This window comes from uncultured Fibrobacter sp., assembly GCF_900316465.1.
In the GTDB taxonomy this organism is placed as follows: domain Bacteria; phylum Fibrobacterota; class Fibrobacteria; order Fibrobacterales; family Fibrobacteraceae; genus Fibrobacter.
This window is the reverse complement of sequence record NZ_ONDD01000014.1, coordinates 22,346-41,738: the sequence shown is the minus strand read 5'-3', so window position 1 is coordinate 41,738 and position 19,393 is coordinate 22,346. Positions and strand designations below refer to the sequence as shown.

General features: G+C 52.3%; 17 protein-coding genes. 10 read left to right on the top strand and 7 right to left on the bottom strand.

The genetic code is table 11. The features are described from left to right. Position 1: 1 nt before the first annotated feature. The gene (locus QZN53_RS06930) at positions 2–1,510 is read left to right on the top strand and encodes a secretin N-terminal domain-containing protein (RefSeq protein ID WP_294652243.1); all 1,509 of its coding nucleotides are present in this window, start codon (positions 2–4) and stop codon (positions 1,508–1,510) included. A gap of 86 nt (positions 1,511–1,596) precedes the next feature. On the opposite strand, the gene holA is transcribed toward QZN53_RS06930, so the two are convergent. Together holA and greA are read right to left on the bottom strand one after the other, a co-directional pair. Beyond that, positions 1,597–2,574: a DNA polymerase III subunit delta gene (gene holA, locus QZN53_RS06925; RefSeq protein ID WP_088628179.1), complete on the bottom strand. Its 978-nt coding sequence runs from the start codon at positions 2,572–2,574 to the stop codon at positions 1,597–1,599. Positions 2,575–2,577: 3 nt separating this feature from the next. After that, the gene (greA, locus tag QZN53_RS06920) at positions 2,578–3,042 is read right to left on the bottom strand and encodes a transcription elongation factor GreA (RefSeq protein WP_163438246.1); all 465 of its coding nucleotides are present in this window, start codon (positions 3,040–3,042) and stop codon (positions 2,578–2,580) included. Between the two features lie 100 nt (positions 3,043–3,142). Between greA and argJ the strand changes: the two genes are divergently transcribed. The 4 genes from argJ to QZN53_RS06900 all read left to right on the top strand — a co-directional run bounded on the left by argJ (position 3,143) and on the right by QZN53_RS06900 (position 7,740). Then, positions 3,143–4,360, top strand: a complete 1,218-nt coding sequence (gene argJ / locus QZN53_RS06915) for a bifunctional glutamate N-acetyltransferase/amino-acid acetyltransferase ArgJ (protein WP_073317811.1) — start codon at positions 3,143–3,145, stop codon at positions 4,358–4,360. A 375-nt stretch (positions 4,361–4,735) separates the two neighbouring features. Next, entirely contained in the window at positions 4,736–5,272 is a 537-nt protein-coding gene (locus QZN53_RS06910; protein ID WP_163438244.1) for a hypothetical protein, read from the top strand. Between the two features lie 96 nt (positions 5,273–5,368). After that, the gene (locus QZN53_RS06905; protein WP_163438242.1) at positions 5,369–6,544 is read left to right on the top strand and encodes an iron-containing alcohol dehydrogenase; all 1,176 of its coding nucleotides are present in this window, start codon (positions 5,369–5,371) and stop codon (positions 6,542–6,544) included. Positions 6,545–6,723: 179 nt separating this feature from the next. Further along, entirely contained in the window at positions 6,724–7,740 is a 1,017-nt protein-coding gene (locus QZN53_RS06900) for an SDR family oxidoreductase (RefSeq protein ID WP_163438240.1), read from the top strand. A gap of 20 nt (positions 7,741–7,760) precedes the next feature. Here the strand turns inward: QZN53_RS06900 and QZN53_RS06895 are convergent, their stop codons facing one another. The 4 genes from QZN53_RS06895 to QZN53_RS06880 all read right to left on the bottom strand — a co-directional run bounded on the left by QZN53_RS06895 (position 7,761) and on the right by QZN53_RS06880 (position 12,891). After that, positions 7,761–10,157, bottom strand: coding sequence for an ABC transporter (locus QZN53_RS06895; RefSeq protein WP_163438238.1), 2,397 nt, complete (start codon positions 10,155–10,157; stop codon positions 7,761–7,763). After that, positions 10,157–10,738, bottom strand: a complete 582-nt coding sequence (locus QZN53_RS06890; RefSeq protein ID WP_163438236.1) for a hypothetical protein — start codon at positions 10,736–10,738, stop codon at positions 10,157–10,159. The genes QZN53_RS06895 and QZN53_RS06890 overlap by 1 nt, the downstream gene beginning before the upstream one ends. 95 nt (positions 10,739–10,833) lie before the next feature. Continuing rightward, complete coding sequence (locus QZN53_RS06885; protein ID WP_294652178.1) at positions 10,834–11,784, bottom strand: YihY/virulence factor BrkB family protein; 951 nt, start codon at positions 11,782–11,784, stop codon at positions 10,834–10,836. 48 nt (positions 11,785–11,832) lie between these two features. After that, positions 11,833–12,891: a hypothetical protein gene (locus tag QZN53_RS06880; RefSeq protein ID WP_163438232.1), complete on the bottom strand. Its 1,059-nt coding sequence runs from the start codon at positions 12,889–12,891 to the stop codon at positions 11,833–11,835. A gap of 85 nt (positions 12,892–12,976) precedes the next feature. On the opposite strand from QZN53_RS06880, the gene QZN53_RS06875 reads away from it, so the two are divergent. Next, the gene (locus QZN53_RS06875; protein ID WP_294652176.1) at positions 12,977–13,708 is read left to right on the top strand and encodes an OmpA family protein; all 732 of its coding nucleotides are present in this window, start codon (positions 12,977–12,979) and stop codon (positions 13,706–13,708) included. Between the two features lie 31 nt (positions 13,709–13,739). Here QZN53_RS06875 and QZN53_RS06870 read toward each other — a convergent pair whose 3' ends face one another. Beyond that, positions 13,740–14,573, bottom strand: a complete 834-nt coding sequence (locus QZN53_RS06870; RefSeq protein ID WP_163438228.1) for a S1-like domain-containing RNA-binding protein — start codon at positions 14,571–14,573, stop codon at positions 13,740–13,742. A 111-nt stretch (positions 14,574–14,684) separates the two neighbouring features. Here QZN53_RS06870 and radC point away from each other — a divergent pair, with 111 nt between their 5' ends. The 4 genes from radC (at position 14,685) to QZN53_RS06850 (ending at position 19,387) form a co-directional block, all read left to right on the top strand. Further along, complete coding sequence (gene radC / locus QZN53_RS06865) at positions 14,685–15,389, top strand: DNA repair protein RadC (RefSeq protein ID WP_294652174.1); 705 nt, start codon at positions 14,685–14,687, stop codon at positions 15,387–15,389. A gap of 163 nt (positions 15,390–15,552) precedes the next feature. Next, complete coding sequence (locus QZN53_RS06860; protein ID WP_163438226.1) at positions 15,553–18,234, top strand: OmpA family protein; 2,682 nt, start codon at positions 15,553–15,555, stop codon at positions 18,232–18,234. Positions 18,235–18,315: 81 nt separating this feature from the next. Continuing rightward, the gene (locus QZN53_RS06855) at positions 18,316–18,555 is read left to right on the top strand and encodes a hypothetical protein (RefSeq protein WP_163438224.1); all 240 of its coding nucleotides are present in this window, start codon (positions 18,316–18,318) and stop codon (positions 18,553–18,555) included. Between the two features lie 19 nt (positions 18,556–18,574). Then, on the top strand, positions 18,575–19,387 hold the full coding sequence (locus QZN53_RS06850; protein ID WP_073317779.1) for a thymidylate synthase: 813 nt from the start codon (positions 18,575–18,577) through the stop codon (positions 19,385–19,387). Positions 19,388–19,393: the final 6 nt, after the last annotated feature.

Sequence of the window (19,393 nt, the reverse complement as noted above, 5' to 3'; positions counted from 1 at the left end):
GATGACAAAAATCCTTACTGTTCTTCTCTTGGTGGTGGGTCTCACTACTGCATGGAGCGCTCCTGCCGAAGGTTCGGTGCAAACCCCCAACAAGAAATTGTATGACTTCAGTTTCGTCGACATGAACTTCGAAGCCGTGTTCAGCTCTGTCTCCGTGATTGCCGGTGTGGACATTATCCTTGCTCCCGAAGTCAAGGGTAAGACAAGCCTCAAGGTGACCAAGAAGACTTGGCAAGAAACGCTCGACATCGTTTGTAGCATGAACGACTTGACTTGGATCATCGAAGACAAGTACATCTTGATTCAGCGCTCTGCGACTTACCAGGCAAAGCAGAAGAAGATTGCCGATGAAGAAGCCCAGGCCGAACAGAATGCTCCGCTTGTCCGTAAGAACTTCCAGGTTCACCATGCCAAGGCTGAAGAATTGGTGAAGGTGCTCGAAAGTATGAAGTCTAGCCGCGGCCGTATTACGACGGTGGAACGCACGAACTCGATCATTGTGTACGATACCGATGGCAAGATTGAGCAGATGGAAAAGGCTTTGACCGAACTCGATGTCGAAACGCTCCAGATTATGATTACGGCTAAGCTCGTGGTCGTGAATAGCGAACGTGCTCGCGAACTCGGTGTGGACTGGACCGCAAGAATGGGTACACAGACCCTTACTCCGGGAACGGTTACTACTCCGACGGGTAGCAACTCGGGCGATACCCGTACCAGTGCTGCAATTCATTCTTTGCCGAATGGCGGTGCTTCGCCGGCAGTGGGCAATGCTACGACTGCTATTACCGCAAGTTTGCTGGATAACAACTTGCAGATTGCTATTTCGAACATCATGGGTGACGCTTCTACCGAAGTGCTCGCTTCTCCGCAGGTTTCGACTCTCGACAATACCGAAGCTCAGGTGTTCATGGGCGACAAGGTGTCTATCCGCGTGATTGACGATAGTGGTGAATCTTCGACGCAGCTCGTGGAAACCGGTATCAAGCTGACTGTGACTCCGCACGTTTCTGGCGACAACCGCATTTTGCTTGACCTGCACCCGGAAAACAACTCTTACGGCTACGACGAAAAGGGCCAGGTGGTGATCAGTACTCAGGAAGCCAAGACCAAGGTCGTGGTGGCTGACGGTGAAACGGTCGTGATCGGTGGTCTTACCCGTAACGAAAATACCGAAAGTGAATCCGGTATTCCGTTCCTCAAGGATATCCCGCTGCTCGGTAACCTCTTCAAGTACAGCCGTAAGGCTGTCACTAAGCGAGACCTGATTATCTTCGTGACTCCGCGTATCATTCGTAACTATGTGGGCTCTGTCGAACTTTCTGAAGCCTCTCCCGATGTCAAGGGTGCCCCGGCTGCAAAGAAGACTCAGACCACGACTGAACCGGGCGAAGGTGAAACTCCGATTGTGGAACCCAAGCCGCAGCCTGCTCAGGAACAGCCTAAGTCTGAATCGTCTGATGCTCCGGCCGCTCCGGATATCGAAGAAGATGAAGGCGGTTGGAATTAATCTAGTTTACAGCATTTAAAAAAGAGCATCGGCAATGCCGATGCTTTTTTCATATAGTAGAGAATTGTTTAGTTCAAAGTTCGGGGCTATCTCACCACCAATGCGGCGAGGGCAAGTTCCTGACTTGTCACAGTCCAGCTCGAACTCTTGAATTCGTAGTTGAGGTCGGCAAGACGGCGAATTACGCGGCAGAGGAGCGGCTTGCCCCAGCGGCGGCAACATTCGGCAGCGTTGCCCTGTTTGCAGAACAAGAAATAGTTCTTGCCTAATGCCTTGGCGGCGTCTTCGGCGCTCATCTTCTTGGCGGTGAGCGACATGAAGTTCAGCAGGTCGATGGAATGGCTGTAAAGCGCATTCACGAGGCTGATGGCGTCGGCATTCTTGCTGCTGTTGTTGTAAAGGAATTCGTGAAGCTTGCGGGTAAAGCCCACGGCGTCTCGCATGCCGAAGAAATTCAGGATTTCGTAAGGCGGGATTTCGCGGCGGGGCATAATCATCGTCTTCACGAGATCGTAGGTGAACTTGGCACAGTCGGGGTCGTAGGTAAGGACCTTTTCCAACTCTTCGCAAACGAGCTTGGTGTCGGTGCCCAAGGCGTCGGCCAGGTACTGGCTGGCGGCGGGCTCGATCGGCTTTCCGAAGTGGGCGGGTACGTTCGATGCAATCCATTCCTGCATCTTGTACTGCTTGGGTTCTTCGTACTTTTCGATTTTGCCGACTTTTTGCAGAATCTTGTAGAGTTCCGAAGTTGCGCGGAGTTCGTCAAAATCGAGCAACAGCTTGCAATCGGGGGCGTCTTTAAGCCAGCGGGCGAGTGCCTTGGATTCATCGGCCTTCATGGCGTCGGCATTGCGGACGACCACCGCCTGTTCCGGAGCAAACATCGAAACGGCGCCGCAGCTTTCCATAATGAGCCCGGCAACCGACGGAATGTTCGTGTCGGTGGCATACACGACCTGCTTAGACAGCGGGTCGTTCTTGCGGTCTCCAAGGGCATCGGTCAGGAACTTGTCGACCTGCTTGTCCTTGGAAAACTGGTCTTTGCCGATGAGGGCTAGAATCATAGCTTACTTGAAGTCGACGATTTCGAAGCGGTTCTTGCCCTTGGGGGTGACGACTTCGACGATTTCACCCTTCTTTTTGCCCATGAAAGCGGAACCCATGGGGCTCTTGAAGCTGATTTTACCGTTCATCGGATCAACGCCTTCGGGGCTCACCAGCTGATAGACCACTTCCTTCTTGGTAGCGAGGTTTTTAGCGGTGACGGTGGCGCCGAAGCGGACGGTGTCGGAGTTAGCGTCAAATTCAACGATGATTGCATTGGAAATCTGGTCTTCCAGTTTGGGAAGTTCCAGGTCAATATGAGCCAGCATTTCCTTGGCGGCGTGGTATTCGGCGTTTTCGCTCAGGTCGCCTTGCTTGCGGGCTTCTTCCATTTCATCTACAACACGGGGACGTTCGACCTTCTTGAGGAAGGTGTAACGTTCAACCATCTTATCGTAAGTTTCTTTAGTACAGGGTGTTTTAGCCATGACCTTAAATTAGAATTTTTTTGTGGAGCAGAAGCGGGGGCTGTTCAACATAGTCGCTTTTTTGCTATAATTTAGGGGGTAAAAAACAATAGGAGATTCTATGTACACTGTATTGGAAAAAGGCGGCGTCTGCTCCCCGAAGGGGTTCACCGCATCTGGTATTTGTGCAGGCATTAAGGCCAGCGGTAACGCTGACATGGCTCTTTTGAAGAGTGAAAAGGCTGCACGTTGCTTTGCCGTGTTTACAACGAACAAGGTGAAGGCTGCTCCGGTGCTTTATGACAAAGCTGCTCTTGAACATGCCCACTTTGCTTCTGCTGTTGTGGTGAACAGCGGTAACGCAAACGCCTGTACCGGCGAACAGGGCTTGCGCGATGCAGAACGCATGGCTGTCCTTACCGAAGAAGCCTTGAAGCTTACTCCGAAGAGCGTGCTCGTTTGCAGCACCGGTGTGATCGGCCACCTGATGCCGATGGACAAGATTGAAGCCGGTATCCCGAAGCTTGTCGAAAAGCTCCATGCCGACGCTTCTGAAGAATTTGGCCGCGCAATCCTCACGACTGACCTTGCGCTCAAGAGCCATGCCGTTGAAATCCAGACCGAAAAGGGTGTGGTGACGATTGGTGGCGCCTGCAAGGGCTCGGGCATGATTCACCCGAACATGGCTACGATGCTTGCCTTTATTACTACTGACCTTGCTTTGCCGATCGATTTCTTTGCTGAATTCCGCGCCGATATCGCCGATTCCTTCAATGCGATTACGGTCGATGGCGACACCAGCACGAACGACACTTGCATTCTCCTGGCTAACGGCATGAGCGGCCTCAAGTACGAAGATTTAACGCTCTCCGAACAGGGCGAATTCCGCGCCGCACTGATGCTTGTGATGAAGGAACTGGCCAAGGATATCGTTCGCGACGGCGAAGGTGCAACCAAGCTGATTGAACTTTGCATCGAAAAGGCCGAAAGCCACGAAGAGGCTTTGCGCATGGCTCGCTTCATTGGTACGTCTAACTTGGCCAAGTGCGCTATGTTCGGCGAAGACCCGAACTGGGGCCGCATTTTGAGCAGCGCAGGTAGCAGTGGCTGCAACATGATCGCCGAACAGACGGACCTTTTCTTTGGCGACGTGCAGGTGCTTTCTAACGGCCGCCCGGTGCAGCTCGACGAAGAACAGACCAAGGCTCTGCGTGCGGTAGTCCGCCAGCGTGAATACAAAGTAACGCTCGTTCTTAACATCGGTCATGCTAGCGCTAGCGCATTCACTTGCGACTTGAGCTACGACTACGTTAAGATCAACGCCGAATATACGACCTAATAAGACCGCTCGGCTCTATCGCATAAACAAGAATGTGATATCGCCTCGCTCTCGCCACCACGACTCGTTAGGACGAGTCGCTTGTGGCTCACGGGATGGCTAAACTCAACAGAATCCTTATACAGGAGCCGATTATCTCGCAACCACGCCTCGTTAAATAAACCTAAGCCGAGTACAGCAGAAACAAGTTTACTTGTTTCTATTGTTGAGGCTCCAGTTTATGCGATGTAATCGCAATACGAGGCGTTTGTTGCTCACGGCACGACGTAATCCAAGCGCTCGGCTCTAACGCGTAGAAAGAAAGCTCTTTCAAAATTCCCTGGCTTTGTGCCGGGGATTTTTTTTTATGGGATTTTTGTTTTATATTTAATGTGTATGGTTAGGAATGTTTTTCTTGCTATTCTTTGTTTTTGTGTGGTTGTTCTTGGTCAAGATAAAGAACTTGACCTGTATGAAGATAATCAATTCAGCAATTATTATGAGGAAAAGTTTTATACTGGTGGATTTGGTATAGAGGCGTTTTTGCTTGGTGAAACGTTATTTGGTGTTCCCGTACAGATATCGCGACTCATTGTGACGCCATCAATGTTTGTGGGAGGAAAGTTCTCGGATGCGTTTTTCATTACAGCCGGTATAGATGTGTATGAAAACAAGTGGCTAAAGTTTCAGCCGTTTGTGGGTTGGTATGATCTTTTTACGACTGGCTTGCAAGTGGATTTCCGTTTTTGGATGTCTAAAAGGCCCGGCGATTTCCAAGGAGCCACTTACATGACTTTGAAATTTCGGTATATGGGAATTTATTACGCTCCCGATATCGAGACGATAGGCTATAATCCTTCAGAAGAAAAACCTTCGGTCGAAAAAGAATGGTATCATCGCGTTTATTTGGGAGTTGGCGTTCATTTCTGGTAATAAAGGGAATGGTTCCGCTTGTGAACGGAATTCTTGTGAAAATCCCGCTTTTTGGCGGGATTTTCTTGTATTTTTAGGAGAAACAAGAGGATAAACATGGATAATTTCAACTTTTACAGCCCCACAGAATTCGTATTTGGTATGAACCGCGAAAATGAATGCGGTGAACTCGTGAAAAAGTATGGCGGCACCAAGGTGCTGATTCATTACGGTGGGGGTTCTGCGGTGCGTTCGGGCTTGATTGACCGCGTTAAGGCTAGCCTCGATGCGGCTGGTATCCCGCATGTGGAACTCGGCGGCGTGAAGCCGAACCCGCACGATTCGCTCGTGTACAAGGGTATTGAAATTGTCCGCGAAAATGGGATTGATTTTATTTTGGCGGTGGGCGGCGGCTCCACGATTGATAGCTCCAAGGCCATTGCGATGGGTGTTCCCTACAAGGGCGATTTTTGGGATTTTTACGAGGGCAAGGCTTCGGCGGCAGCGGCTCTCCCGATTGGCGTGGTGCAGACCATTGCGGCGGCCGGTTCCGAAGGTAGCGGCGACTCCGTGATTACCAAGGAAGACGGCATGCTCAAGCGCGGGGCGAGCAGCGAACATATTCGCCCGAAGTTCGCGGTACAGAATCCGGCACTCCTTTGCACGTTGCCGGCCTACCAGACGGCCTGCGGCATCACCGACATCATGGCGCATGTGTTTGAACGCTACTTCACGAATACGCTCGAAGTGGAAATCACCGACCGCCTGTGCGAAGCGGTGCTTTTAACGATGGTGAAGGAGGGCCCGCGCGCCATTGCCGACCCCGCCAACTACCAGGTCCGTGCGAACATCATGTGGGCGGGGACGGTAGCCCACAACGGTGTTGTGGGCTGCGGGCGCAGTCAGGACTGGAACAGCCACGCCATCGAACATGAACTTTCGGCGCTTTACGACTGCGCCCATGGCGCGGGCCTTGCGGTCATTATGCCCGCCTGGATGGAATATGTGGTGGACCACAACGTGATGCGCTTTGCCCAGATGGCCACCCGCGTGTTCGGTTGCGAGATGAATTTCGAGAACCCGAAGGCGACCGCCCTCGAGGGCATCAAGGCTTTCCGCCGTTTCTTGCATTCTATCGGTATGCCCATCAACTTTGCTGAACTCGGCGCAAAAGAAGAAGATATCCCGAAGCTGGTTGAAAAGCTGAATCCGGGTGACGGCTGGGGTTTCGTGCCTCTCAAGGCAAAGGACGTGACCGCGATTTACACCATCGCCGCACATGCAAAACTGTAAAAATGTGAAAAATGCGTAAGGTGAGTGCCGCGGTCAAGCTTGCTTGAACATGGCCGAACCTAGCATTTGGTACTTGAGCGAAGTGAGAGTACAAGTGTGAAATGAATAATTTTGGATTTGTCATCTCACATTTCACATCACACATTCCTTTTTAATTCCTAATTACTATTTGTTTTCTTATGAACGCACTTTTTATCGGCGGTACAGGAACCATCAGCATGGCGATTACGCGCCTTGCGGTGGCTCAGGGTTGGAAACTGTACCTGCTTAATCGCGGAAATCGCCCTGCAGAAGACATCCCCGCAGGTGTTGAAATCATTCAGGCGGATATCTACGATGAAGCTGCTGTTGCTGAAAAAATCAAGGGCATGCAGTTCGATGTCGTCTGCGACTTCATCGTATTTCATCCGAGTGCGCTGGAACGCGACTACCGCCTGTTCAAGGGAAATACCAAGCAGTTCATGTACATCAGTTCTGCGAGCGCTTACCAGAAACCGCTTTCGGATTATCGCATTACCGAGGGCACGCCTCTCGCGAATCCGTACTGGGAATATTCCCGCAACAAGATTGCGGGGGAGGAATTCCTAATGCGCAAGTACCGCGAAGAAGGTTTCCCCATTACGATTGTGCGCCCGAGCCATACCTACGACGAACGCAGCATCCCGCTGGGTGTTCACGGCAAGAACGGCAGCTGGCAGGTGGCAAAGCGCATGCTCGAAGGCAAGCCCGTGATTATTCACGGCGACGGCACCAGCCTCTGGACAATGACTTTCAATACTGACTTTGCTCGGGGCTTTGTGGGCCTGATGGGTAACGTCCATGCCATCGGAGAATCGTTCCAGATTACGAGTGACGAAACGCTCACTTGGAACCAGATTTACAAGGCGGTTGCCGATGCGCTGGGTGTTGAACTCAAGCCCTACTACGTGTCTTCGCAGTTCCTTGCGGATGTAAGTGACTACGATTTGACTGGGAGCCTCATCGGCGACAAGGCGAACTCCGTGGTGTTTGACAATTCCAAACTCAAGCGTGCCGTGTCGAATTTTCGCGCCGAAGTCCGCTTTGATGAGGGAATCCGCCGCACTATCGCAAACGTGCTAGCCCATCCGGAATTCCAGAAAGAAGATCCCGAATTCGACGCCTGGTGCGACAAGGTGATTGAAACGCTGGAAACCGCGAAGAAATCTCTGAAGTAAAATCGAAAATAAATCGCGCGTTACTTGCGCGAAAGTTCAACCACGTAATCGGCGGCGTTCACGAAGTCTTGCGCATGTTCGATGGCGATGACGGTGTGGCCCGCTTCGGTGAGGCCGCGAATCAGGTTGAGTAGATGCTGGATGTCTTTTTGATGGAGGCCGCGGGCGGGTTCGTCGAAAAGGAAAAGCGTATTCGGCGCCTTGGCTCGGGCGAGCGCAATGGAAAGGCGGAGCCTGGCGCGTTCGCCGCCGGAAAGGTGCGACGTGGTTTGTCCGAGTTTCAGGTAGTCGAGGCCAGTGTCTACGAGCGGCTTGAGCTTGTCGGCGAAAGGCTTCATATTAATGAACAATTTGTAGGCGTCGCCGACTTCTAGGTCATAGATGTCGGCAATGGAAAGCGACTTGAAACGGACTTCGAGAATTTCGTCTTTGAAGCGTCTGCCGAGGCATACGGGGCATTCGGACTCTTCGTAGCCCGCGGGGTCGAGGATAACGCCTTCGCCCTTGCAGTTTTCGCAGCGGCCCCCGGGGGCGTGCGTCGCGAATTTGCTAGCGGTGTAGCCGCGGACCTTGCTTTCGGGGAGCTTCGCGAAAAGGTCGCGGAGAATCGTGTTCAGGTTGATGGCCGAGGCGACGGTACTGCGGCGGTTTCCGTGGAAATCACCTGTCGAAAGAATCGATAGAGCTTGGATGCCGAGACTTTCGAATTCGCCCTTGGATGCACGTGGGGCGAGGTTCCTGAAGAAAATGGTGGACTTGCCGCTACCGCTCTGACCTGTGATGACGCTGAACTTTTGCACCGGGAAATGTGCGGTGACCGGCTGCATGTCGAACATTGCGAAGTCTTCGACATCGATAGTCGCTGCTTTCTTTGCGGATGTCTTTCCCGACTTGCCCTTTGTCATTCCCGGCTCGACCGGGAATCTCCTTTTCTCGTCGAGCAAGCGGATCCAATTCCCTGTGGGCGATACCGGATTGCCGAGAACTTCTTTCGCGGTTCCTTGCAACAATATTTCGCCGCCCTTTTCGCCGGCGCCAGGACCCATTTCAATGATCCAGTCGGCTTTCTTGATGAGGGCGGGATTGTGGTCGATGAGGACAAGCGTGTTGCCGCGGGACTGCACCTTCTTTAAAACTTTCCAGAGGGCTTCGACATCGCTCTGGTGCAAACCGCTGGCGGGTTCGTCGAGAACAATCAAGAGATTGTTCAGGTGCCCGGTGCTGAGGCTCGAAAGACGAAGTCTCTGGACTTCGCCACCCGATAGGGTGGCGCCTGCACGCCCTGCTGTGAGGTAACCGATGTTAAGGTCGACAATCGCCTGGATGCGGTCAATCAATGTGCGGAATGCGGGTTGCTGCTTTGCCGACAGTCGATTGTCAAACAGGGCGTGCAGCCGGCTTTCGAGTTCCGCGAAAGGCGTGCTTAAAATGTCTTGCCAAGTGGTACGGATTTTACGCGGCTCATTTTCACTTGAATTACTTTCAATCGCCGCATTCAAAAAATTCTGCTTGAGTCTAAGTCCTTTGCAATCAGGGCATTCTTCGCTGTTGTCGCCGTCTTCGATGATTCCGGTGCCGCCACATTTTTCACAAACGCTCGTGCGGGAATACGGCGACAAGTCTTCTGGTGCGAGCGGTCTCGAAAGCTGCGCTCCATGTTCCGGGCAGCGCGGCACCGTGCTGAAAAGTTTGCGGCTCCCGTTGATGTCTAGAATCAATTCGCCGTGCGTGAGCTTCAAGACTCCATCGACTGCTTCGGCAATGCGGGTGCGCGTGTTCTCGCGGACAATCACGCGGTCCACGACAATAAAGAATTCCTTCGGGACAATCTTCTTTTCGTTTTCAGTCAAGTCGGCAAGCGAATAGCTGACATCATCTGCCATGGCTCGCGTAAAACCTTGCGCCAGAAATACCGCTGCCAACTTATCAAGATTCGCGCGCTTCTCGGCGTCAACTCTTGCAAAAAATTGCAGTTTGCTCCCTTGCGGCAGACTTGCTATCTCGCGAATCATGTCTTCGCGGCTCAAGCTTTCCATGGGCTTTCCGCAAATGGGGCAGGCGGGCTTCGCGTACGCCGCAAACAAGGCGCGTAAAGTCGAATCGCATTCCGAAATGCTCAATGCGTAAGCCTTCGCGGGCGTTTCGCCATGGCTCGGGCCCACGGCAAGGCTTGCGGGCAAACCTTCGGCGCTATCCAACGGAATAATGCGCCTGCCGCCCAGCAATTCGGCCGCAAACGGCGAAAGCGTTTCCAAGTAGCGGCGCTTGGATTCCCCGTGCAGGGTATCAAGCACAAGCGTTGACTTTCCGCAGCCCGAAGGCCCGCATACCACCGTTATCTTGCCCAGCGGGAACTGGGCGTCGATATTCTTCAGGTTGTGCAGCCTGCAGCCGCGTATGGAAATAAAGTCGGGCATTACTCCCTAATCGTAAAGCGCAGTTCGCCAAACGGAGTGCAGAAGTCCAAGTTCTCGAGGTTGTTGGATTCAATGCCGCTGAACATGCGGTAGCCGCCACCGATAGACACTTCAAGCATCTTCGTGACACGGTAGTTGAAATGTACGGCCATGTCGGCAGTAAAGAAATAGTCTTCGGATTCAAAAGCTTCGTCGTCCGGCTCCATTACATAGAGGGCGCCGCCACCGATTTCAATCGGCACGGAAATGGAAAAGTCGTTGATGCGCACCGGGAACAGTTCCACGAAACCGCCCACGGACATGTACTTAATCATCTGCTTTTCGGCAACGTTATAATTGCGCACATCGCTCAGTAGTCTAGACACCCACACGCCAGTGGAGAACAGGGGGTTAATGTCCAGACCGATGCGGAGGTTCGCGAAAATGGCGCCATCATCGGCCACGAGCACGTTACCACCGCTCACGCCGATAAATGCCTTCAGGCCGTCGTTCGACTTTTCTTCGGGCGAATACTTTACGCTCTGCAGTTCTGCGTTTGCGAAGGCCACCAGGGCCACGATGAGCAATAGAATCTTTTTCATAAGCAAAGTCCTTTTTTATACAATGTATAAAAAAAAGCGGCAAATGGCTCTAGGCCAGATTGCCGCTATCTTAATTCTGAAATCCGGAAGCCGAATTACAACCGGTCCTTGGTCATGTTCAGACCTTCGGCAGGGCTTCCTTCCCAGTTCCATATACGGTCCTTGGATTCGGGCCAGGTGCAAATCGTCCACACCACGGAATTGCCGCAGAGAACGATGGTCCAAATGCCGAATACCAAGAAAAGGATGAGAGGAATAAAGGCGAGCGAACCGTAGAAAATAGACATACGGGTCACGAGCATGGTCTGGATAAGCATCAGGATCTTTACGTAGATGATAATGCAAATCCATGCGAGAACGGTAATGCCGATTGAAGAGACAAGCAACTTTTTCTTGGTGTAGTTCTTGGGGTCTGGTCTGGCGGGCAGCGCGTACAGGGTCAAGAAGATAACCAAGAGGAATGCGCCGTGAAAAGTCAAGTACCAGAACGCGTTGATGAGTCTCTTGAGTACCGACGGGTCAAAGTGCAGGCCATCGACGACAATCACCGAAAGGGCACTTTGCATGTGGTTCACGAAACCGGCGTAGAGACCGATAATGCCTGCAAAGATAAGCAGGAGCGGGGTATAGATTCGAAGCTGCTTATGGAGCGGGCGGGACACCTTGTTTTCCCACACCACGTTAAAGTTCGACTCCAGGCTACCGAAGGCGAGAATGAACGTGATGAAAAGACCCATGGCACCGATGAACCCGAGCTTGCCGATAGGCACGTGTTCGGCGTTCTGCACGATGGTGATAATCGGGTCGACGGGCCAGTCGAGGTCCAAGAAACTGAGTAGGTGCGGCAGGTAGTCCGAGAAGAAATTGCCGAATCCGACTGCAAGCGTAATCGATGTCAGCAAAATCAGGAGCGGGACCACGGCCAAGAAAGTCGTGTAGGTGAGTGCGGCCGCGCGGGTCAGTCCGTGGAAGTACAGAAACGACTTTCCGGCGATGATCGCGACCTTCACGGGGGTAACGGAACGTTCGGCAATATAGTCGAACATTCTCTCCCAAGAAAAATTTTTAAACCAATTTGGCATTACAATCAAAAATTACTTGATGGTGCTGGTCAGGCGGAAGGCGAGACCCACATCGCTCATTTCGTTTTCGCTGTAGACGCTGAATTGAATTTTAGACTTGCCAACGTTCTTGACATAGGCAACGGTCCATGCCCAGTCGTCGTAGGTGCCCTTCGGGGCGCCGTAAAGGTTGTCACGCTTGTTGATGTATTCCCATTCCACCATGAAGTGGTTGATGAAGGTGCTTGCCAACTTGTTCTTCGGGGCAAGATCCAAGCCCAGGTAGAACGGCTGGTAGTAAATGCCCGGCTGGAAATACTTGGATTCGGGGGCGAGGTAGTTGGCAACTTCAGGATTCAGGTCGTCATCCTGAGTGTAAATGCAGGCGTATTCACCGTAGGCACGGAGAATCGGGAGGAATTCATAGCTGGCGTAGGCGGCCACTCGGTGGGTGATGTAGGCGGTGTTCTGCACTACGTCGACCAAGTTTGCACGGTAGGCGACCTTGACTTCCAGGGGGAAGGTGAACTTCATGTCGTCTTCGATACGTACGTAACCCTGGTTGGCAGTACCATTCTTGGCGGCAACCATGGCGTTCAACTGGTTGAGACCGTTCGTCCAGCCGAGTTCAACAGCGTTATGGCTGTAATCGCGCATCCAGAGACCGCGCTTGGTCAAGTCCTTGTCGACATAGGTACCGAAATGGGTAGACTGAGACCAGTCGGTCTTCCAGCGACCGATTTTCAGGTTCAGCAGGTTGTTGTCGTTGAGTGCCCACTTGTAGTTCACCCAGTAGAGGTCGGCCAGAATCTTGTCATAGCTCGTGGTCTTGCCGTCGCCGTCCTTGATTTTGTTGCCGAATTCCGGGGCGAAAATGCGGAGCATGATGGTTCCGTCCAGGTTGTCGCTCTTGTACTGGCCACCGATGTTGGCACGAATCCAGCCGCTGCTGAAGTTGTTGTCTTCGTCGTTGATGGACTTGGTGACTTGAGTCTGAACATTGCCCTTGAGGGTCATGTTGTCAGTGGCGTCAGCTGCAAATGCGGAAATGCTCATGGCGAGCGCAGCCGCTGCGATTTTTCCGAACTTCATGTTTGCTCCTTTGAGAGTGTTGTTTTTCGTGTCCAAATTTAGAAATATTTTTCTATTTTTCGGCCCGCTTTTTGAGGAGTATTCCGTGAAATTGTCCAGTTTCGGCATTTTGCCCGTTTTTAGCGCTGTTTTGTGTGTAAATCTTTTGGTTGCGCCTGCAAATGCTCGCGACTTATTGCCCAACAAGACTCATGCTGTGCTTACAGTGACATACACCAACGAACAGGATGTACCGCAAGCGCATAAGAAGCTTTCTTTCGTGGGCCAGAACAACCCGAAGAACAAGTTCACGGTTACGACCGATTCCGAAGGCGAAGTGACGTTCCATATTGCACGCGAAGATACTTATACGATTTACTGCGAAAGCGTGACGGGCCCCTTTGAATGCGGTACGACTCCTTATGTTTCGCCCACGGCAAGCACGGGTGGCCTTACGGTGGTGTTCGACGACACGCGTGTTGAATTGACCGGAGTGAACTTTAAGGCAGGCAGTGCCGAACTGGAACCGGAATCCATGGCGATTTTGGACAAGGCGGTGGCCGGCATATTGAAAAACCCGGATGCCCGTATTGAAATCCAGGGGCATACCAGCTCCGAAGGTGATGACCAGTTTAACCAGACGCTTTCAGAACAGCGCGCCTACACGGTGTTCCTTTACATGGTCGACCATGGCGTTGACCGTGGGCACCTTTCGGCAAGTGGTTATGGCTCTAGCCAGCCCAAGGCCTCGAATGCGACTGAGGCCGGTCGCAAGAAAAACCGCCGCATTGAACTTTGTGTCTTAAACGACAACGAAGTCCCGGTGGAATATAAATAAACATCATTGCGAGCGAAGCTCGGCAATCTAATTAGATTTTACGGAAGCCGTCGTCAGAAAGGTCAATACGACCTTCGCGGAATAGCGTGCCCAGAATCTTCTTGAATGTCTTCTTGGACATGCCGAATTCGCGGCGGATTTCTTCGGGATCGCTGTGGTCGCCGTAGGGCAGGAATCCGCCAGCTTCTTCGAGCTTTTGCATGATTGCGGCGGGGCTTTCGCTCTTCATGATTCCTTTGTAGCCCACGGGAGTGAGGTTCAGGGTAATCTTGCCGTCAGCGGTAAAGCGCTGGATGTAGCCCGCCATGGTGTCGCCGATGTAAATGCGTGGCGTGTTAGGAGTGACCATGAGGCGGCCCGTGTAGCGGTAGTCTACAAGAAAATCGATATGGTCGCGGGTGACTTCGTAAGCGGCGAGCTGGACCTTTTGACCCAGGTGGAGTTCCGAGGTGTCGGGGTCCAAGAAACTCTTGATTTTTTCGGTGGCCACAATGCGGTTGCTCTTGTCGTCTTCGAGAATGTACACGACGCAGCGGTCACCGCGCCTGAGTTCGCCGAGCTGCTGCTTGTAGGGGAGGAACAGGTCCTTATTCAGACCCCAATCCAGGAAAGCGCCGATGCGGTTCACGTCCTTGACTTCGAGCACGGCAAATTCACCGACGGTAGCGTAAGGCTTGTCGAGGGTCGCGATGGGGCGGTCTTCGGAATCCATGTAGACAAATACGTCTAGCACTTCGCCTTCTTGGAGGCTGAATTCTTCTTTTTTGCCGGGGAGCAGCACGCGACCGCCGGTTTCAAGTTCCAGGTAATAGCCCTGGGGCATGATTTCTTCTACTCGGGCGTGATTGTATTTGCCTAATTCCATGGGGACCTTCCGTTCAGTTTGAACCAAAATTAGAAAAAGTAAGGGGCAAAATCAGACATTTTTTCTGAATTTGGCGTATAGAGAGTATAACCCTCCAAAAAAGGATACTTCATGAACCATAACGTGATGATGTTGAATGACAGAGCGGTTTCCAAATACTTGCCCCGCGAAAAGATTGAAAAGTTCGGGGCAGCCGCCCTTACAAACGAAGAACTGCTGGCCCTGATTTTAGGGAGCGGAAACCAGGATTGCAATGTTTTTGAGCTGTCGAGGCGCCTTTCGGATTTTCTTTCGAACCAGACTCAGGTGCCCTCGCTTGCCCAAATTCGCGAAATTCGGGGTCTTGGCAAGGTGAAGGCGGCGCAGGTGCTTGCTTGTCTGGAACTTTCGGGCCGTTACATTCTGAGCGATAAATCTAACCCGATTGTGTCGCCCGAAGATCTTTTGTCGAGGCTTTCGTTCCTCAAATATGAATCGCAGGAGCATTTGGTGATTGTGACGCTCAATTCGGTCAATTGCGTGATTCGGATCCATGAATTGACCACGGGCCTTGTCAACAAGACCCCGGTTCACCCCCGCGAAGCGTTTGCCAAGGCTATCGAAGATCGCGCTGTTTCGGTTGTTTTTGCCCATAATCACCCCTCGGGCTCGCTGGAACCCAGCCTTGAGGACATGGCGATTACCCGGGTGCTTTGTGCCGCGGGGCGGGTGCTCCAAATACCCGTTTTGGACCATATTATTGTGGGTAAAGGGGGGCTTACCAGCATTTGCCGGATGGACCCCGGCATGTTCGAAAAGACGTTTTGCCCTGCTTAAACCTGTTTCTTACAAAAATGCTACAAGCCAGGCAAAGTGTGATATTGATTAAATTTCAAAAAAAATGCACGTTTTTGGGTTGATTTTTGAACTAATAAGTTATATTTACAATAGTTAAATCGGTAAGCCGTGTTTGGTCAGCTTACCACTATAAGGAGATGCTATGAATAAGGTAGCTATGGGTTTAGTCCTGGCCTTGGCGGCTTCCGCCTTTGCAGGACATCCCCAGACAATCAACAAGGAAGGCTTCGTTGGTGTGAATAAGACCCAGTCTGCCCAATCCCTTGGTCATTCCAAACTGGTTTTTACCCTTTTAGGTGATGCTACTTTCGGTAACGACATGTTCCCGGCTGACGATGCCACGGGCTTTGGTGCCTTGAATGAAGTCGAAGCGACTGGAGCGTTGAAAAATGCTGCTGTGGCGGACTTCGTAGGCGGAAGCGCTAATATCGGCTTTGCCATCGGTATCTGGCATTATTTTGACTTGGGTGTGACAATCCCTGTTTACTACGATCAGCTGTCTGCTGAAGGCTACTATGTTGACCCGACTTTGGGTTCCAGGGACATGAACCGTCCGGCAACCATTCCGAACACGAAGGTTGGCTATGTGGGTAACCTCAAGATTGACTTGAAGGCTCGTTTCCCGCTGCCGGAAGACCAGGTGTTCGATATCGCCGTGTTCGGTGGTATTGCAATGGGTACGGCCAATGCCGAAAAGCAGGGCCTCTGGATTCGCGAACCTGAATATATCAACAAGTCTAATGGATCCGCACTTCCGTTCGGTACCAAGAGCACCACGGTCAAGGGCGGTCTTGCTGTCACGATGGACGCAAGCAAGCTCGATGGCGGCGACGGATTCCCGTTCTTGCTGCACTTGAACGGCGGTTACCGCTACAGCACGAACAGTGACTATATGTCGCTCCCGTTCATGAGTGCTGCTGCCGAAATCTACTTTATGGACTTCATGTCCATCTTCGTGGAATACTATTGGGATATCCAGCTGGATGACTTTGAACGCTGCATGCCCATCTTTGATGAAGCCGGTATACTCATTAATGAAAACTGCAACCTTTCTATCAAGAATGGTAGCGGCAAACTCGACATGAAGCAGTTGACGGGTGCCTTGGTGTTCCACCTGCCGGTCGGTGTTGACCTGCATATGGGTGCTTCTTACTACCTGGGCGACGACAGCTACATTACCGCCCAGGCTCTTGAATCTAGCGAACGTCCGGGTGGCGTGAGGGTTGACCGCATTCGCGTGAACCCCGAATACACCGTTTACGGCGGTATCACCTGGAGCGGATTCCTGCTGGCTCAGGACCGCGACGGCGATGGCGTTACGGATGACGAAGACAAGTGCCCCGACGATATCGGTCACCGTCTGAATCAGGGCTGCCCGCTGGGTAATCCGGATGCTGACGAAGACGGCGTTTGCGATGCCTGGGTTGCTGAAAAGGGATTCGAATCTGAATTTGCTGAAGTTTGCGAAGGCGTTGACCAGTGCCCGAACGAAGCTGGCGAAGGCGACGATGGTTGCCCGCTTGACAATCCGGATGCTGATGGCGACGGCGTTTGCGACCCGTGGGTTGCTCAGAAGAAGATGCTCAAGAAGTTTGCTAACGTTTGCGAAGGCATTGACGATTGCCCGGCTCAGGCTGGTTCTCCGGCATTCAACGGTTGCCCGACTAAGCAGCCGGACCCGGATGGTGACGGTCTCTGCTCTCCGTGGGTGACTGACGAAGGTGCCATGAACGAATTCGCTGACATCTGTAAGGGTTACGACATGTGCCCGGGTGAAGCTGGTTCTGCTGCCAATAAGGGTTGCGCCTGGGATGATCCGGATGCCGATAATGACGGCCTCTGCGACCCGTGGGTGACCGAAAAGAAGATGGGCTTCTACTTCGAAAAGGCTGCTGAAGACGAGAACATGGCCAAGGAATGGTTCATCGACAAGTCTTGTAAGGGTATCGATAAGTGCCCGACCGAACTCGGCCCGGCTACTAACGAAGGCTGCCCGCTTGGCAACCCGGATACTGACCAGGATGGCCTCTGCGATCCGTGGGTCACCGAAAAGAACATGCTTGAACAGTACGATGGTATCTGCGCTGGCGTTGACAAGTGCCCGACCGAAGCCGGTGAAGCATTTGCTCAGGGCTGCCCGATGGAAAGCCCGGACCCGGATGGAGACTCCCTCTGCTCTCCGTGGGTTACCAAGCAGAAGATGCTTGACCAGTTCAAGGATATGTGCCGCGGCTACGACCGTTGCGAACTCGAAGCTGGTCCTGAATGGAACAAGGGCTGCCCGATTGAAGACGATCCGGACCCGGATAAGGACGGCGTCTGCTCTGAATGGGTTGCCACCAAGAAGCTCCAGAAGGAATTTGCTGAAGTCTGTACTGGAATCGACCGCTGCCCGGATGAACCGGGTGACGATGGCCATGGCTGCCCGAAGAAGGCTGTCGAAAAGCTCGATGGCGTGACCTTCAAGAGCGGCAAGGCTACCTTGGAATCCAACGCCAAGAAGATTCTCCAGAACGTGGCTAAGAAGCTTGTCGAAGAAGACAGCTACAAGGATCTGAAGATCGTGATCCAGGGTCACACCGACAACGTGGGTAAGGAAAAGACCAACCAGAAGCTTTCCGAAAACCGCGCTAAGGAAGTGATGAAGGTGCTCACCAAGGCGGGCGTCAAGAAAGATCGCATCAAGGCTATCGGTATGGGTTCCAGCTGCCCGGTGGATGACAACAGCACCGCCGAAGGCCGCGAAATGAACCGCCGTATCGAAATGCACTTCGTAACGCCGGATAACGACGGTACGAGCTGCGAAAGCAACCTGGTGCAGTAATCGGTCTGTAAATCATTAACCAAGAACCTCGGCCCTTTGTGGGTCGAGGTTTTTTATATTTTATGAAAAGAAGATTTGATTATGACTAAACTCGACGAAATTTTGCAGTCCCTGGAAGCCTCCAATCACGACCTCGTGGAAATGCTCCCGGCCAATTTGAATCACAAGATGGTGCAGAAGGCGCGCCTCGGCAAAAAGCCCGTGCCCAAGCATACCCAGGACCTCATTTTGCAGGCCGTTAATGCCCTTTTACGCGAAAAATCGGTCACCGAAGACAAAAAGGTGAAGCAGTACAAGCGCGTCGAAATTTTTGGGGAATAACTTTTATTAAATTGGCTATATGCAACAATATTTAGACCTGCTCAAGGATATTTTGGAAAACGGGGTGGATCGTTCTGACCGTACGGGTACAGGAACGCGCTCCGTTTTTGGCCGTCAGTGCCGTTATGACCTTTCTAAAGGATTCCCGTGCCTCACGACCAAGAAACTGCATTTGCGCTCTATTATTCACGAATTGTTGTGGTTCTTGAAGGGCGATACGAATATCAAGTATTTGCACGATAACAAGGTGACCATTTGGGACGAATGGGCCGACGAAAATGGCGACCTGGGTCCGGTCTATGGACACCAGTGGCGCAGCTGGCCGACCCCCGATGGTGGACACATCGACCAAATCAAGAACTTGGTGAATAGTCTCAAGAACAATCCCGATTCCCGCCGCCACCTAGTGTGCGCCTGGAACGTGGCCGAAGTCGACAAGATGGCTTTGCCGCCTTGCCACTGTCTGTTCCAGTTCTATGTGGGCGGTGTTGGCGCCTCTGGCAAGCGTAAGCTCAGTTGCCAGCTGTACCAGCGCAGTGCCGACACATTCCTCGGGGTGCCGTTCAACATTGCGTCTTATGCGCTGTTGACCTTGATGCTTGCGCAGGTCTGCGACTATGAACCGGGTGAATTCATTCATACGCTGGGTGATACGCACCTGTATTCGAACCATTTTGAACAGGCCCGTGAACAACTGACGCGTACGCCACGCAAGTTGCCGACCATGAAGCTGAATCCGGCTGTCAAGGACCTTTTCGAATTCAAGTTTGAAGATTTTGAACTGGTTGATTACGACCCGTGGCCGACTATTAAGGCGCCGATCGCGGTGTAATCAAAG

Coding starts and splice junctions, on each gene's coding strand:
- QZN53_RS06855 (WP_163438224.1), top strand. CDS start 18,316: ATGACTAAACTCGACGAAATTTTGCAGTCCCTGGAAGCCTCCAATCAC.
- radC (WP_294652174.1), top strand. CDS start 14,685: ATGAACCATAACGTGATGATGTTGAATGACAGAGCGGTTTCCAAATAC.
- QZN53_RS06895 (WP_163438238.1), bottom strand. CDS start 10,157: ATGCCCGACTTTATTTCCATACGCGGCTGCAGGCTGCACAACCTGAAG.
- QZN53_RS06910 (WP_163438244.1), top strand. CDS start 4,736: ATGGTTAGGAATGTTTTTCTTGCTATTCTTTGTTTTTGTGTGGTTGTT.
- QZN53_RS06850 (WP_073317779.1), top strand. CDS start 18,575: ATGCAACAATATTTAGACCTGCTCAAGGATATTTTGGAAAACGGGGTG.
- holA (WP_088628179.1), bottom strand. CDS start 2,574: ATGATTCTAGCCCTCATCGGCAAAGACCAGTTTTCCAAGGACAAGCAG.
- QZN53_RS06900 (WP_163438240.1), top strand. CDS start 6,724: ATGAACGCACTTTTTATCGGCGGTACAGGAACCATCAGCATGGCGATT.
- QZN53_RS06870 (WP_163438228.1), bottom strand. CDS start 14,573: ATGGAATTAGGCAAATACAATCACGCCCGAGTAGAAGAAATCATGCCC.
- QZN53_RS06930 (WP_294652243.1), top strand. CDS start 2: ATGACAAAAATCCTTACTGTTCTTCTCTTGGTGGTGGGTCTCACTACT.
- QZN53_RS06885 (WP_294652178.1), bottom strand. CDS start 11,784: ATGTTCGACTATATTGCCGAACGTTCCGTTACCCCCGTGAAGGTCGCG.
- QZN53_RS06860 (WP_163438226.1), top strand. CDS start 15,553: ATGAATAAGGTAGCTATGGGTTTAGTCCTGGCCTTGGCGGCTTCCGCC.
- QZN53_RS06905 (WP_163438242.1), top strand. CDS start 5,369: ATGGATAATTTCAACTTTTACAGCCCCACAGAATTCGTATTTGGTATG.
- QZN53_RS06880 (WP_163438232.1), bottom strand. CDS start 12,891: ATGAAGTTCGGAAAAATCGCAGCGGCTGCGCTCGCCATGAGCATTTCC.
- greA (WP_163438246.1), bottom strand. CDS start 3,042: ATGGCTAAAACACCCTGTACTAAAGAAACTTACGATAAGATGGTTGAA.
- argJ (WP_073317811.1), top strand. CDS start 3,143: ATGTACACTGTATTGGAAAAAGGCGGCGTCTGCTCCCCGAAGGGGTTC.
- QZN53_RS06890 (WP_163438236.1), bottom strand. CDS start 10,738: ATGAAAAAGATTCTATTGCTCATCGTGGCCCTGGTGGCCTTCGCAAAC.